Origin of the sequence: Streptomyces sp. NL15-2K (assembly GCF_030551255.1) — a bacterium.
Lineage (GTDB): Bacteria > Actinomycetota > Actinomycetes > Streptomycetales > Streptomycetaceae > Streptomyces.
In genome coordinates this window covers 9,389,287-9,403,112 of sequence record NZ_CP130630.1, presented here as the reverse complement: position 1 = coordinate 9,403,112, position 13,826 = coordinate 9,389,287, and the positions used below count along the sequence as shown (strand labels likewise).

Sequence of the window (13,826 nt, the reverse complement as noted above, 5' to 3'; positions counted from 1 at the left end):
CTCGGGTTTCGGCTACATGCTCTGCTCGATCTCCTGCATGCGGGCGCGAGCGTCGCTGAGAAGGGTCTTGAGTCGAGGTGTTGCGAGAGCGTCGAGGTTCGGATGCGCCATGCAACGGTCGTACGTCCTCTTCGCGGTGGCCAGGATCTCGGGAGTGGACCCATGTATGCCTACGCCGGGGCAGATCTCGGGATGACGGTGTCGCACAGTGAGGATCTCGGCCGCGATGAGGAAACTCTGGAATGCGAAGAAGATCGACCGACGTCGCCCGGTGATCGCGGTCTCCGCCTCATTCTCCGGCATGTCGAGCAGGCGATAGTCAGGGTGGTGCGTGTGCCGTAGGGCGTCCAGGTAGAGGAGAGTGTGGGCGAACTCGTGGACCAGGCATTCGATGACGTCCTGTGTGCTCCACTCGGGCAGCGGGTTGATGTAGACGAGCCCGACCCCGTCGAAGGAGGAACCGCTGCCCGGCTCCTGCGGAAGCGTCATGACGAACACCTGGTTGACCACGAGATCAAACAGCGGGGCGAGTTCCGGCTCGCTCCCGCACAGGACGCGGAATCCCTCCTCGACTCGATCCATGGCCCGTTCCACCGCCGAAGAGTCTTCCGGCACCCCCGCCATGTCCGGTGCGTCAGGACTGCGGAACCAGCTGCTCAACTCCGTCCGCCTTGATCCGTCGCGGACGAATTCGGTGTGCTCAACGGTTTTCGATGGAACCTTGGGCTGCTGGACGGCAAGGTACGCCTGGTAAGCGGCCTTGACCGCGGGAAGCGAGACGCTGCGGCGGTCGAGGTAGGGAGCGGAGAGCGTGACGACGTCCTGGAGCCCTTCTTCGGGACCACGGAGAAAAAACATTGTCCACCTTCTCTCGGTCAGGAGCTCAGTGCACCAGGACGAATAGCGTCCAGCTGCTTTCCCGTTTTTTCGAGCATTTCCCGGAGCCGAGGGCTGGCAAGGCGATTGATGTTCGGGAGTGCGAGAACGGATTCGAGAGCCGTAAGCGATTTTTCACGCATGTTCCGCGATGGAGGATGTATGCGAAACTCCATGCGGTGACCGTGATGGGCTTCTCGCAGCTGAAGTAGTTCATTCGCCACGAAGACACTGTGTACGGAGGCGAAGAGCGAGCGTTTCTCGTTCCTGATCGCGGAGTTCACGAGATTCTCTTCGCGGTCCAGTTCATCGTAGTGCGGGTAGTGGGTGAACCGGCGCTCGTCGAGCATGACGAGCGTGTGGGTGAGTTCGTGTACGTACGCCTCGATCAGGTCCTCAGTAGCCCAGGTTGCGAGCGGGTATACCCACACAACGCCGAGTGCGGCGCGTACTGTCATGCTGCCGGGGATGGAGCTGGCCGGAGTGGAGAAAACCGACTTCACAGCCATCTGGAAGAGCGCGGAAAGTTCGGTGTCATACTGGGCGAGCCGCTTCAGTCCCTCCTCGAAGAAAGCAGCCTTCCCGTCATCCATAGATGTTTTTTCCGCTATCGCGTATTCCTGATTTTCCGCCGGGCTCCTCTGCAGGCCGAACAGTTCGGCCAGAAATTGCGACTGGGATTCGTCGCGCACCAGGAAGGTCTCGGCGGTGGGGGTGCTGGGTACGTCCGGCTGAAGGTCGGCAAGGTAGTCGCGGTAGGCCCGTGCGACGGTCCTCTCGGTGAGCGGTTCACCCTCTGGCAGGTGAGGCTGGGCGAGCACCATGAGCGTTTGGAGGTTGGTGGCAGCGCCTCCGAGGAAATACACGCCTGATCAGCTCCTCAGTCGCCGGCCGGGACGGTCACGGGCCAACCGTTCTTCCGGGTCAGGCGCTCCACTTCTTGTCGGCAGCGGTCCAGGGTTTCCAGTGCGTGCGGAGTGAGGAGATCTCGCGTGGGCGGAAGGCTGATGTCCCGGACAGCCTCCATCGCTCCCTGCGCCATGGCCGGCGAGAGAGGGTGAAGTATCGCAGAGTCCGGGTGCCCGAGAATTTCTTCGCGCGCAAGCAGGACGTCCGCAGCGACAATCGCGCTGTGGTACGCCTTGTCCAGGGGACGGACTGTCTTGCGGATCGCGGACGTAACCCAGTTCTCCTGTTTGAGGAGTTCCGGGTAGGACGTGAAGAGTCCGAATCGACACTCGTCCAGGAAGATCAGCGTGTGGTTCAGCTCATGTATCAAGAACTCTTCGAGGTCTCGGTCGTCCCACGAGTCCCTCGGGTCGACCCACAGGACACCGAGTGCGGCGCTGGTGGTGCCTCCGCTGGCTATCCCGCTGGGCGCTTGGAAGACCGCGTTCATGGCCAGTGGGAAGAGTGCGGCGAAGGCCTCGTCTCGCCGAGCGACAGAGTCCGCGCGTTCTTGGGTCCAGGCCAGCGCCTTCTGCGCGTCTATTTCTATCGCCGCAGAGGATTCGTTCACTGTTCCGAACTGGTAGCGGGTGTCGGTCAAGGCCGAGTCCGCGCTGAAGATGCCCAGATACTCCCGGGTGCGATACGTCTCCTGGATGTAAGCAGGCCCGTCACCGGTTTCGGACGGGACGCTGGGCTGCACACTGCGGAGGAAAGATCGGTACGCCTCTTTGAGGACAGGAAATGTAACGGCCTCTACCTTGCCTATGAAGGGGAAGGCGAGTGCGGTGATCGTCCTCAGATTTTCTTCAGCTCCGAACAGATGCAGCATGGCTTCTCCTCGCCTCATCGGCGGCAGCGGCTGTTGAGGGGGCGGTCGCGGACCGCCGCAGCAGGGGTTCTGAGTGGATCTTCCCTGCGGCGGCGGCCAGCTCGGGCTCAGCCCTGGTCGGCGGCGAACATCTGCAGCCGGTACTTCTTGGCGTCGCCGCTCGTCTCGCTCATCGCGGCGGAGGACTCCTGCGCCTGCGTGATGTCCTCGTTCGTGATCGTCGCGGCGATCTTCTGGAGGAGGTCGTCCACTGTATTCACTCCCTTCGGGGCTGGTCGTTGCGGTGCGACACCGAGCGTCCGGACGCTCGTTGCCGCTTCAACCCTTCCCGGCGAGGGAGGGCGATCAAAGCGCGGTTATAAGACGAATCCAGGTAGTGACGCAGAGTGCCTATGCGCTGGTCACACGCCAGGCCGGAAACGAAAGAGAAACCGCCGCTTCCGCTCACGGTTGCCGGGCCGCTCCGCGAGAGCGCAGGTGAGCAGTTCTTGACAGGGTCAGTGCGTGAGGTCGGGAGCGTCCTCGTGGGTCGTGTCCGGTTCGAGGGTCTTTCGCGCCATCTCCGTGCGTGTTACACCGATCGCCCAGATGGCCGCGTAGACAACGGCGAGCCCTGCCAGAAACCGGGTGGTGTCGGGCATGCCGATGGACGCGGCCAGAGGTGCCACCGCGAGAGACGACACACCCTGGAGAGCGGAGGAGAGGCCGAAGACGAGAACCATGACACGGCCGCGGATGTGGTCGGGTGTCGCGAGCTGAAGGCCGTTGATTGCGAGGATGGCGCACGCGCCCACTCCGATGTGGCCGATCAGTGCTGCGGCCATGCCGGGACCGAGGGCTGTGACCTGGGCCAGGGCGAGATAGCCGAACCCGAAGAGCGCCAGGGCGGCTCCGGCTGTGTGCAGTCTCCGGCGCATTGATCCGGCGACGAGCCGTCGGCCGAGGAAGGGACCGAGTACGGCGCCGAGTCCTTGTGCCAGATACAGGACCCCGACGCCGGCGTCGCCGACGTGGAAGCGGTCCAGGGCGTAAACAGGCAACAGGCCGACCATGCCGTAGCAGAGGCGCAGTCCCACGGTCAGCCACAGGAAGGCGGACACTACCGGGGTGGACCGTACGAAGGTCCAGAGTTCGGCCGTATCGGCCCGCATTCGGATCCGGCGAGTCGTCATCGCCTTGGAGAGCGGCTGCCTGATCCTCGCGATGAGGAGGGCGGAGATGGCGAAGGACGCACCGTCGATGACGAGGGTGGCCGAGGCACCCCATGCCGCCGAGACCACGCCTCCCAGGCCGGCTCCCAACAGCAGGCCCGCTGAGTACAGGCTCCCGAGCGCGGTCTGTGCCAGCGGGAGCTCACGGGAGGTGACGAGGTTCGGCAGTGCGGCCTCGGGGATGGGGCTCGCGATGGCGGCGGCGATGGACAGCCCTGCCAGGCAGCCGAGGGCCAGTGGGACGGACTGGGTGTGAAAGGCGACCAGCAGGCCGGCGACCGGAATGACCGCGCTCAGATCACACGCGATGCGCAAGCGTTGCCGGTCGAACCTGTCGGTGAGCGGACCGATCAGCGGCAGCAGCACAACTCCGGGGAGGGAGTTGACGGCGAACAGCAGCGCTGTCCAGCCCGCCGAGCCCGTATGGCGGTAGACGAAGCTGCTGAGGGCGACGAAAGTGAACCAGTCACCGGTCAGGCTGAGAGCGGAAGCACAGAAGAGGCGTCGGAAGTCGGCGTTGTCACGCAGGAGAGCGACAAGGTTTCCGTGAGGGCGGCGTCGAGCGAAGAGCACCAGTGACTCCAGCAGTGTGACGTCCCGAACGATGACCGGGACGAACGACGGAATGACGTCGTGTGTGCCCCGTGGCCTGCGGAGGGCCACGGAACGATCGCTGGTCAGTCACAGAGGTGATGCATGACAGGCATCGTACTGGTGAGGAACGTTCCGACCGACGTGGCGACGAACACGATGGCCGCCAGTACTTCCCGGTCTCCGGCCACCGTGCAGGAGCGGGACCGCGCCTGGGTCCGCGCGTTCTGACTGACTCGATGAGAAGAGCGGAGTGACGGCAGACTGTCACGCTCCGTTCCGTGGGAGCCCCGGGGCGAGATTCCCCCGGGCCACCCGACCGTGGTCCGTTGAGCTCAGCGCGCCGAGCGCTCCGGTAAGCGCGCCAGCAACCGCACCACCTCGGGGGGCGTCGGAAGCCCGGCAATTTCATCGGCGAGGACCCGCGCTTGCTGCGCGTACATCGGGTTGGCGAGGATCTCGCCGCAACACGCGGCGATCGCCTCGGCCGGGTCCTGCCCCGGGGCCAGCTGTTCCGGCATCAGCATGCGACCGCAGCCGAAGTCTGACAGCACCTGCCCGATGATCTCCCCGTAAGCGGCTTCCGGAGTGATCAGCTGCGGGACTCCTGCGCTCATCACGGTCATCGAGGTGATCCCGCCTCCGTGATGCATGATCAGGTCGCAGGTGGGTGCCACCACATCCAACGGCATCCAGCCGATGCGGACACCGTCGAGCTCCGCACCGAGCTGTTCGGCGGCTCGTTCGGGTGCCGCTATCAGTACTTCGACACCCGCCAAGTCAAGCTGTTTCACCAGGCTCCGCAGAGGCCACAGTGGCCCTACGGGCCCGATGGGTTCGTGGATCAGTTGGGCGCGCGTTCCCGAAGTGAGCAGTACGCGCCGACGCCCTGTGGGGCGGGTGTACATCCACTTCTCAAGGCGGCGCTGGCGGTTGGCCGAGATCCAGCGCATCGGCTGCGCGGCGGTAGTGCCCAACGGTGGCAGCAGCGGCTGCAGAGACGGCGGGCAGATCTCGATGTGGAGGGCGGGGCTCGGCAGTCCCGCCAGCCCCAGGCGCTTCAGCTGGGGCTGGAGCACTTCCTCGGCGCCCTCGTCGGTGTCTCCGTGCGGGGCTATGTCCCAGGTTTGGCGTACATAGGGGACCTCGAGCTGGGCGGCGACCAGTCCGGCGGCGTAGGACATCGTGCCGCCGACAACCACGTCAGGTAGCCAGTCCCGCGTCAAGTCCAGCAGCCCGTCGAGCTCCGCGGCGGCCATCTTGGCGTAGGACCGGCCTACATGCAGCATGAGTTCACGCGGCTCTCGGGGTACTTTTATGACATTCCCCGAGTCATCGAAGTGCATTAACTGAGCCAGAATCTCCGTGGCGACGGGGACCCCGGGAATTCCGACGGCCGCTATGTCATCCATTACCGACTCAACGGCGGCCATGAGGACCTCATGTCCCGCATCGCGCGCGGCTGTTGCGAGCGGGGTCAGGGCGAAGACGGATGAGGGAGTTCCGCCGGCGATGAACAAGAATCTCATGGAATTCGGATTCCTTTCAGGAGGCGAGAGTTTCCGTTGACGGTAATTCAGATTACCGGGATAAGCCCTGTCGGGCATCAGCATAGGAATGACCCGGTCGATACTGAACCCCTATCGGCCCCAGTGGTAGCCTCGATCTTTTGTGATGGCCTGTCGGATTGGCCCAGGGCCAGTGGGTGGCGAGGCGGAGGATGCGGCGTCGGCCGGTGGTGACGAACTGGGCGGCGGCGGAGAACAGCCCCAGCCGCAGGCGTTTGGGTTCCCACCGCCGGGCGGGGGCGGTCAGGGCGAGCATCGGCATCCATGCCAGCAGGTCCAGCGCGGTCGCTCATGGTTAGTAGCCGGAGTGCGGTGAACGCGTTGGTGACGGTCAGGCAGGCGAGACGAAGCAGCACGACGAGTGCTCATCCTGCCGCAGCACCCAACAAGCCCGTGAGCTGCATGGATGACATTCTCGGCGGGCGCACACCCGACCAGGGTCCGGAGCGGTCAATCGGCCACGTGATCTCCTTCATCATGTCGAGTCAGGGCTCTGCCGCGTTCAGTGGCTGCTGCCCGGGGCGGCCCGGCGGCTGGCCTGGTTCTTGATCCAGGCGGGGATACCTGCCTCGCGGTTATTGCCTTTCCGGAGAAACGCGATGTTGTGGTACATGAGCACTTCAGACGGGTGAGACGGGTTCGTGAGGTCGGGGTGGCCGGCATCGAGATACTCTTCGTGGTGCAGCCGGTCAAGCTGCTCCTTGAGTAGGGCGACGGAGGTGCCGGCGGCCCCGGGAAGGGCATTGCCGCCGAATGCGGGCCAGTACGCGGTGTGCAGATCCTCGATGACGTACCAGCCCCCCGGGCGAACGTGCGGGAACAGGTGGGTAAAGCTGGTGGAAATGTGCTCGTTGATGTGGCTGCCGTCATCGATGATGATGTCGAAGGGACCGGCGTCGGCCGCAAGCTCGGCGAGGAAGGCTGGGTCGTTCTGGTCGCCCACGATGGTGCGAATGCGCGGTCCCGTGACGGCGGGCTTGGGATAGATGTCCAGACCATAGACCAGGGCCCTGGGAAAGAACTGCTGCCACATGTAAAGCGATCCGCCGCCGATTGAATCATGACCGTACCCGCCGATCCCGATTTCCAGAATTCGGATCGGGTCATACCGCACGTCGGCGAAGTGCCGCTGGTAGTGCTGCGTGTACCAATGCAGGGAGCCCCACTTGTCCGAGCCGTACTGCACAGCCAGGTCGGAAAGCGGGCACGCGGAGACTTCGCAGGCGGCGATGACGGCGTGGACGGCCTTGGCGATGAGGCCAAGTCGCTCGCGGCCGAGGCGGGAAAGCTCCTCGCGGGTGGCTTCGCCGCGGCGGACCATTTCCTGGAACTGGTCCCCGGTGGCCCCGTCGGCGGGTTCCGGCCACGGCCAGGTCTTGGCGTCAACCTCCCGGCTGGTGGAAGCGTATCCAGGGTGCGGTGCGTACAGCAGGCGGATTAGATCGGTCAGGTCATAGCTGATGGTCGCAACCGGCTCGGCCGAGGGGCCGGCAGTGACGGCCGCTTGGTCCTCCTTGAACATGACCTGGTAGGCGTACTGGCAGTTGCCGTGCGAGATGGTGAGGCTGACGGCCGTCCCGGCCGCGCCGTGCGGCGCGGCAAGGCGGTGCTGAATCTCGGCGGCCAGTAAGTCGGCGAGTACTGCGGAACCCGCAGTGGCGATTAGCCGGTCGAGATCTTTTGCCCAGCCACCGGTTACGGCCACTAAGTCCTCTGTATATCCCCAGGGCTGTATGTCTACCACGGCAAACCTCCAGGATCTGGTCGGTGATCGGACTTCACACTGCAGCATCGCCACTGAAAGCTGCCTTAAACCCGGAGAGATCTCTGGTGGTGGTTTGTTGGCTTCGGGTTGGTGCGGGGTATTTGGCTGGCTGGGGGGGTGCGACCGGAAGGACGGCAAGGCCACCGCGCACGTGGGGCGGCAGTGGCTGGGCCGGCTGGGCAAGGCTCGCAACGGCGTGATCACCGTCATCATGCTGTGGGCCGACGAGCGCCTGCACTACCCGCTGCACATCCCCGCCTGGATCAGGAACCAGGCCAGCCGCCGGGCCGCCCCGGGCCGTTCGTGATGGCCCTCGAACGCCGCCAGGGGCGCCTGGGCCTACGGCGATCAGGCGTACACCCCCGCAGGACGCCGCCCGCGCACTGGCCTGGCACGGACCGGACACTCCGGGCGGCTGGACACCGGTGACCCGCGCCTTCCGCGACGAGCACACCACCTGATGGGCCGCCGACGCCCAGCCCGGGCCGGTGAGGGCCAGACGGGACCCAACCGCGCGTTCTCCTTCTGCTGGGACACCTGGACCAGCCAACCCCACCAGGCACCGCTGCCCGACCCCGCCACCGAGGCCGACCTACCCGGGCGGCCGGAGAAGGGGCCCACATCGCGCTACCACGCTGGTGGCTGCCATGGTCCGACAGCCCCCGCCCACCGAACTGCAAGCCCTGCTCGGCACGGTCGGCAGAGGCCGGCACCTCAACCCCTACTCCCTGGTCCGACAAACCACCGCTAGGGGTTCCGCGGTCGCTGACAGGGGGCTAATAGGGGTAGGAAGATTAACTGCCACGCCGCAGAATTTCGTTTACGTCTGAGTATTAACGGCCAGCTCCGGGAGAGGTAGTGCTGGATAATCCAGATAATGGCGCGGCGGCCCGCGCAAGTGTCGGCTGGTTGAACCGAGGAATGCGGCGCGCGGACGGGGTCGTCTGATGCGGGTGATGCTGATCGGCGCTGACGGCTTGTTAGGCACCGCAATGCGAGAGGCGGCTACGAAGCATCCGCAGGTTCGGGAGCTCACCGCCCTCGGGCACCAAGACCTCGACGTCACCCGTCCCGATCAGGTGGATGCCGTCATCCAGGACGGCAGGCCGGACGCGGTCATCAACACGGCGGCGCTGATGCCGGCCGACCGCTGCGACGACGTGCCGACGGAGGCCTACGCCGTCAACGCGCTTGGCCCCCGCTGGATCAGCCGGGCGTGCGCGCGCGTTGGCGCGATTCCCGTGTACGTGTCCACCGACTTCGTCTTCGACGGCACCGCGACCGTTCCGTATCAGCCGGGAATGCTCCCCCGCCCCCTGCTGACCTACGGCATCACCAAGCTGGCAGGCGAGCATGAGACAAGGCTGGGATCGGATCGCCACCTCGTCGTGCGCACGTCGTGCCTGTTCGGCCCGCCGCCGCGCAGCCCGCGGGCGCGGCACAGCTTCGTCGATCGCGCGCTTGACCGGGCGGCAGCCGGCGAAGAACTGACCGTGGTCAGCAACGTCATCACCTCGCCCACCTACACGATGGATCTGGCCGCGATAGTACTGGAACTACTGCTCAGCGGGGCTGGGAGCGGTACCTATCATGCGGTCGGCCAGGGCATCGCCTCGTGGTACGACCTGTGCCGGGCAGCCCTGGCTGAGGAGGGCTTCGGCGACCGTGTATCGCCAACTCAGGAACAGACGTTCACGACCGCCAGTCGCCCGCTGTACACGCCGCTTGTCTGCACGCTGCCAGAACCCGCGCTGCGGCACAGCCGTCCGTGGCGCGTAGCGCTCGCCGAGTATCTGTCAGCACGCCGGACCGCGGCGCCGGCAGAACCCGACGCAGCCGATGACGCGCGGCGAGACGCCGGAGTGGGCTAGGGCCCTTCTGATGGATCTCCGTGGGAGAAGGAGCGGCGTTCGGTGCGTGCTCTCGGCGTGCCGGGCGGAAGCCCTCGATGGGGGTCCCCCCGCGCGAGCGAAGCCGAGCGTGGGGGAGGAGCTACTAGGGCTTTTGTCCGGTGCGGCGAGTGGGGGCACCTCCCACGCCTTTAAGGCAGTGGGGGAGCGTGCCGGGCGTCGCGACGCTGCGGAGATCCATCAGAAGGGCCCTAGGGCCTGTGTGACGTCGTGATCAAGAAAGACGCACGATTTGCACTGGTCAGCGACGCGCACCTCGTGCACCACCAGCAGACGAAGAACCTGCCGGCAGAGCTCTGCCCTACCTGCGCCAGTCACTCAGCGCGCCCACGGCAGCGCCTGAGACCGACTGGTTGCCCTGTCGCCACTGCCCCGTAGCACGGCCACCTCTGGGGAGAATCCGCGCAGGTCAACGCCACCTGGTGGTCAACTTCACGACGTACGTGCCCAGGTCATCGGCCTCGACGATTCCGGGGACGGAGCCGCCGGACCTCAGGGGTGCGATGTGGCGGGTTGCAGCGGCCTCGTCGTGGTCGCCGGTCTCACTGAACGGCGTAGAGGGCCCCGAAGGCAGCGGCCAGGGCGCCGAGCAGCAGGCGCAGGGCGTTCTCGGGCAGACGGGGCTGCAGGTGTGCCCCAAGGTAACCGCCGATCAGCCCGCCCAAGCCGCAGGCCAGCCCGAGGGACCAGTCGGGGGCAACGTCACCGGAGCCGGTCAGGGACAGCAGTGCGAAGGCCGCGGCACCGGTCACGGAAGTGGCGAACGTGGAGGCGAGTGCGGCGGGGGCGACCTGGCTCACGGGCATGCCTCGGCCGACCAGGACGGGGCCGAGGATGGAGCCGCCGCCGATTCCGTAGATGCCGCCGACGATCCCGACGGCCAGAGCCAGGCCGGTGATGGTGCGAGGGGAGGGCACCGCCGCCGCGGCGGGCCGCTCGGGCCGGAGGGTGCGGAGGATCAGCCACAGGCCCAGCGGCATCAGCAGTCCGGCGACCAGGAGACGAAAGACGGTGGCTCCGGGGACGGCGAAGACCCGCACCACCGCGCCGATGACCACGCCGGGCAGGGTGCCGATCACCAAGCGCCGGGTCAGCGGGCTGTTCAGTAGGCCCGCACGGCGGTAGCGCAGCAGGGCGCCAGGCCCGGCCACCACGTTGTACAGCAGGTTGGTAGGGGTGATCGCCGGGCTGGGCACGCCGAACACGCTCAGCTGCACGGGCAGCAGGAACACCGCCCCCGAGACCCCCACGGGCGCGGTCACCACGGCGATCGTCAGGCCGACGGCCAGACCGTACAGTTCCGTCGGCCCCGCCACTTCAGTCCCCCGATCGTTCGGACATGCGCCCAGTATCGCCACCGCACCCTGACGAGGAGGGCGTGCGGGGTGCCGGTGGCGTGCATCCCAAGTCCCGTCCGGCATCGGCCGGTGGTCCTGGGCGAGTCGCCACTCCCTACATTTCCCATCGATTTACTAGGAAAGCATTGACGGCCCTCCCCGTTGGTGCGCAGGATGATGCACATGTCCCACACGCAGCAGCGACTCGTTCGTCGTCGGCATGTCGACTTTGGTCACGTCGTCAGCGCCGCCTGCTGTCGCGTGTAGGGCACGCGGCTCACACGTTGCGCGTGCCGCTCCGCTCCTTCTCTCCCATCCCAGGCGATCAGGCGAACCCACCCGCCGGCGCCTGACGCCGACGTACTTCTGAAGGACGACCGCCATGACCACGGCACTTCCGGCCCAGGCCACTCCATCGGATTCGCCGCTCCCCGACATGCGCCATCTCCGCCTCGTGGACGGCACCGCGCGGGAAGGCGACGAGGGAAACGGTTCCGCACCCCTTGTCGGCTACCTCCTGCTCGTCCCCGAGGGCACCGATCCCGCCCAGCTCTTCGCCAAGGACGTGACACGGCCGGAGATCCGACCGGTCGCCTACACGGACTCACCTCCCCCGCGACAGACGGGAGACGGCGTCATCCGCATCGACCCCGCGCGACATGTCGCGGAAGTGGACGGACGCGAACTCGACCTCACCTACCTGGAGTTCGGGCTGCTGGCCCATCTCGTTCTGCATCCCCACCAGGTGCATTCGAGGGAGCAGTTGATGGGCGGCATCTGGGGCTACGACCACATCGGCGACGGCCGCACCGTGGATGTCCACATCGCGCGGCTGCGCCGCAAGCTGGGCACGGATCACCGCCGCCGGATCGTCACCGTACGGCGCGTGGGCTACAAGTACGTGCCCGACCGGCAAGAGAGTCCCAACCCCTCACCCTGCCACCGACCTTGAGGAGACCACCACCATGGGCGTTGCCACCGCGCCGTCCGGACCCGCCTCGGAATCCGACCGGACCGGGCCCGGCCGTGCGCACTGGCTGCGCGTGGCCGGCGAGACGGCGGACGACCTGGCCACGGACGCGGCGGCCAGGGAGCAGGCAGGCAAGGTCCCGTTCGACGAGGTGTCCCGGCTACGTGAAGCGGGACTGCTGACGCTCCTCATACCGGCCGAGCTCGGGGGTGGCGGGGCGGACTGGCCCACGGCCTACGCGGTCGTCCGGGAGATCGCCGCCGCCGACGGCGCGATCGGTCAGCTGCTCGGCTGTCACTACTTCCTGTCGTGGAGCGCGCGGTTCTTCACCGAGCCCGCCCTCGCCGCTCAGGCCGAGCGGAAGTCCGCGACGGAGCAGTGGTGCTGGGGTGGTGGTTTCGCCCGTCAGGAACCGCCTCTGTCGCTGGCCAGGAAAGCCCGTGGCCATGTGCTCGGCGGTCGGCAGAGCTACGCCACGGGGGTCCTGGTCGCCGACCGCCTCGCGGTGCGGGCCGTACGAGCCGACACCGGCGAACCACTCGCCGTCGTCGTCGATCCCGCCCATCACGGCGTGCGAATCGACGGCGACACCGACACCTTCGGCCAGCGGCTCGCGGCCGGCGGCAGCGTGGAGTTCGACGCCGTGCCGGTCGCCGCCGACGACGTACTCGGCTCCCTGTCCGCGGACGAGGATGTCCTGTCACCCCTGACTGCCCTCACATCGCCGGTCGGACGTCTCCTCTCCGTCCATCTCCTGCTCGGCATGGCCGAGGGAGTGCTCGCCGAAGCGCGTGAGTACAGCAGGGCCGGCCAATCGCCCTGGCATCCCGCCCGGCCGGCCGGCTCTCCCGAGGATCCGCAGGTGCTGACCGCCTACGGAGAACTCACCGTCCTCACCCGCTCCGCCTCCGCACTCACCGACCAAGCGCTGGAAGCCGTGCGCGGCGGCCTGGCGCGCGGAGAAGACCTCACCTACGAGGAGTACGCGGACATCTCCGTCCTCGTGGCCATGGCCGAGGCCGCCGCCTCCAGGGCCGCGCAGGAGTCCACCACCCGCGCCCTCGACATCATCGGCGCCCGCTCCACGTCCTCCCGGCTCGGCTTCGACCGCTTCTGGCGCAATGCCCGGACCCACACCTTGTACGAGCCCGTCGCCCATCGACTCCGCGACGTCGGGGACTACTTCCTCAACGGTGCCCACCCTCCGTTCGTCCTGCCTGTCTGACCGAGAGGCCCTGGAGGGCTGAGCACCTCGGCCGCCGGGCAGAAGACATCCGACCGAAGCAGTACGGGATAATGCGCACATGCGGATCTCAGCCAGGGCGGACTACGCGGTACGTGCCGCGCTGCAGCTCGCCGCGTCACGGGACGACGGGCCACTGAAGGCCGAGGCCATCGCCGACGCCCAGGGCATCCCGCACAAATTCCTCGAAAGCATCCTCAACGACATGCGCCGTGGCGGTCTCGTCCTCAGCCAGCGCGGCGGCAACGGCGGCTACCGGCTGGCCAAGCCCGCCGAGTCCATCAGCATCGCCGACGTCATACGCACCGTGGACGGGCCGCTGGTGTCGGTGCGCGGGGTGCGCCCCCCGGAGCTGTCCTACACCGGCCCCGCCGAGTCGCTGCTCCCCTTGTGGATCGCGCTGCGGTGCAACGTGCGCGAGATCCTCGAGGGCGTGTCGCTGGCCGACGTCGCATCGGCCCAACTGCCCGCCGACGTTTCCGCGTTGACGAACGCTCCGGGCGCCTGGGTAAACCCCTGACACGCTGGGCGACTCACAGCTGATCTCATTCAGCGAGACAGCGGTGCCCAACATA

At 66.8% G+C, this 13,826-nt stretch carries 14 protein-coding genes and 1 pseudogene; 6 read left to right on the top strand and 9 right to left on the bottom strand.

Features of this window, described 5'->3' with window-relative positions:
- Nucleotides 1-12: 12 nt before the first annotated feature.
- The 5 genes from Q4V64_RS42015 to Q4V64_RS41995 all read right to left on the bottom strand — a co-directional run bounded on the left by Q4V64_RS42015 (nt 13) and on the right by Q4V64_RS41995 (nt 4,440).
- On the bottom strand, nt 13-858 hold the full coding sequence (locus Q4V64_RS42015; RefSeq protein WP_124438152.1) for an HEXXH motif-containing putative peptide modification protein: 846 nt from the start codon (nt 856-858) through the stop codon (nt 13-15).
- Nucleotides 859-875: 17 nt separating this feature from the next.
- Nucleotides 876-1,742: an HEXXH motif-containing putative peptide modification protein gene (locus Q4V64_RS42010; RefSeq protein WP_124438153.1), complete on the bottom strand. Its 867-nt coding sequence runs from the start codon at nt 1,740-1,742 to the stop codon at nt 876-878.
- Nucleotides 1,743-1,756: 14 nt separating this feature from the next.
- On the bottom strand, nt 1,757-2,656 hold the full coding sequence (locus Q4V64_RS42005) for an HEXXH motif-containing putative peptide modification protein (RefSeq protein ID WP_124438154.1): 900 nt from the start codon (nt 2,654-2,656) through the stop codon (nt 1,757-1,759).
- Between the two features lie 107 nt (nt 2,657-2,763).
- Nucleotides 2,764-2,907 (bottom strand): hypothetical protein, encoded by a 144-nt coding sequence (locus Q4V64_RS42000; RefSeq protein WP_172629058.1) that lies wholly within the window; start codon nt 2,905-2,907, stop codon nt 2,764-2,766.
- A 246-nt stretch (nt 2,908-3,153) separates the two neighbouring features.
- Complete coding sequence (locus tag Q4V64_RS41995) at nt 3,154-4,440, bottom strand: MFS transporter (RefSeq protein ID WP_172629059.1); 1,287 nt, start codon at nt 4,438-4,440, stop codon at nt 3,154-3,156.
- 123 nt (nt 4,441-4,563) lie between these two features.
- On the opposite strand from Q4V64_RS41995, the gene Q4V64_RS41990 reads away from it, so the two are divergent.
- Nucleotides 4,564-4,689, top strand: a complete 126-nt coding sequence (locus tag Q4V64_RS41990) for a hypothetical protein (protein WP_301184475.1) — start codon at nt 4,564-4,566, stop codon at nt 4,687-4,689.
- Nucleotides 4,690-4,793: 104 nt separating this feature from the next.
- On the opposite strand, the gene Q4V64_RS41985 is transcribed toward Q4V64_RS41990, so the two are convergent.
- From Q4V64_RS41985 to Q4V64_RS41975, 3 genes and pseudogenes are all read right to left on the bottom strand, one after another.
- On the bottom strand, nt 4,794-5,987 hold the full coding sequence (locus Q4V64_RS41985) for a nucleotide disphospho-sugar-binding domain-containing protein (RefSeq protein WP_124438156.1): 1,194 nt from the start codon (nt 5,985-5,987) through the stop codon (nt 4,794-4,796).
- 52 nt (nt 5,988-6,039) lie between these two features.
- Nucleotides 6,040-6,315, bottom strand: a pseudogene (locus Q4V64_RS41980) (transposase); the annotation flags it as partial.
- 213 nt (nt 6,316-6,528) lie between these two features.
- Nucleotides 6,529-7,731, bottom strand: coding sequence for a class I SAM-dependent methyltransferase (locus Q4V64_RS41975; protein ID WP_124438157.1), 1,203 nt, complete (start codon nt 7,729-7,731; stop codon nt 6,529-6,531).
- Nucleotides 7,732-7,867: 136 nt separating this feature from the next.
- On the opposite strand from Q4V64_RS41975, the gene Q4V64_RS41970 reads away from it, so the two are divergent.
- Nucleotides 7,868-8,098 (top strand): transposase, encoded by a 231-nt coding sequence (locus Q4V64_RS41970; RefSeq protein ID WP_253266795.1) that lies wholly within the window; start codon nt 7,868-7,870, stop codon nt 8,096-8,098.
- A gap of 640 nt (nt 8,099-8,738) precedes the next feature.
- Nucleotides 8,739-9,662, top strand: coding sequence for an NAD(P)-dependent oxidoreductase (locus Q4V64_RS41965; RefSeq protein WP_124438159.1), 924 nt, complete (start codon nt 8,739-8,741; stop codon nt 9,660-9,662).
- A 581-nt stretch (nt 9,663-10,243) separates the two neighbouring features.
- Here Q4V64_RS41965 and Q4V64_RS41960 read toward each other — a convergent pair.
- Nucleotides 10,244-11,017 carry a sulfite exporter TauE/SafE family protein gene (locus Q4V64_RS41960; RefSeq protein ID WP_253266796.1) on the bottom strand — a complete coding sequence of 258 codons (774 nt, stop codon included), beginning with the start codon at nt 11,015-11,017 and terminating at the stop codon, nt 10,244-10,246.
- A 403-nt stretch (nt 11,018-11,420) separates the two neighbouring features.
- Here Q4V64_RS41960 and Q4V64_RS41955 point away from each other — a divergent pair, with 403 nt between their 5' ends.
- From Q4V64_RS41955 to Q4V64_RS41945, 3 genes are all read left to right on the top strand, one after another.
- Nucleotides 11,421-11,990 carry a winged helix-turn-helix domain-containing protein gene (locus tag Q4V64_RS41955; protein ID WP_124438162.1) on the top strand — a complete coding sequence of 190 codons (570 nt, stop codon included), beginning with the start codon at nt 11,421-11,423 and terminating at the stop codon, nt 11,988-11,990.
- Nucleotides 11,991-12,003: 13 nt separating this feature from the next.
- Nucleotides 12,004-13,233, top strand: a complete 1,230-nt coding sequence (locus Q4V64_RS41950; protein WP_124438163.1) for an acyl-CoA dehydrogenase family protein — start codon at nt 12,004-12,006, stop codon at nt 13,231-13,233.
- 79 nt (nt 13,234-13,312) lie between these two features.
- Entirely contained in the window at nt 13,313-13,771 is a 459-nt protein-coding gene (locus Q4V64_RS41945) for an Rrf2 family transcriptional regulator (RefSeq protein ID WP_124438164.1), read from the top strand.
- Nucleotides 13,772-13,826: the final 55 nt, after the last annotated feature.

Coding starts and splice junctions, on each gene's coding strand:
- Q4V64_RS42015 (WP_124438152.1), bottom strand. CDS start 858: ATGTTTTTTCTCCGTGGTCCCGAAGAAGGGCTCCAGGACGTCGTCACG.
- Q4V64_RS42005 (WP_124438154.1), bottom strand. CDS start 2,656: ATGCTGCATCTGTTCGGAGCTGAAGAAAATCTGAGGACGATCACCGCA.
- Q4V64_RS41990 (WP_301184475.1), top strand. CDS start 4,564: ATGACAGGCATCGTACTGGTGAGGAACGTTCCGACCGACGTGGCGACG.
- Q4V64_RS41985 (WP_124438156.1), bottom strand. CDS start 5,987: ATGAGATTCTTGTTCATCGCCGGCGGAACTCCCTCATCCGTCTTCGCC.
- Q4V64_RS41965 (WP_124438159.1), top strand. CDS start 8,739: ATGCGGGTGATGCTGATCGGCGCTGACGGCTTGTTAGGCACCGCAATG.
- Q4V64_RS41955 (WP_124438162.1), top strand. CDS start 11,421: ATGACCACGGCACTTCCGGCCCAGGCCACTCCATCGGATTCGCCGCTC.
- Q4V64_RS41950 (WP_124438163.1), top strand. CDS start 12,004: ATGGGCGTTGCCACCGCGCCGTCCGGACCCGCCTCGGAATCCGACCGG.
- Q4V64_RS41945 (WP_124438164.1), top strand. CDS start 13,313: ATGCGGATCTCAGCCAGGGCGGACTACGCGGTACGTGCCGCGCTGCAG.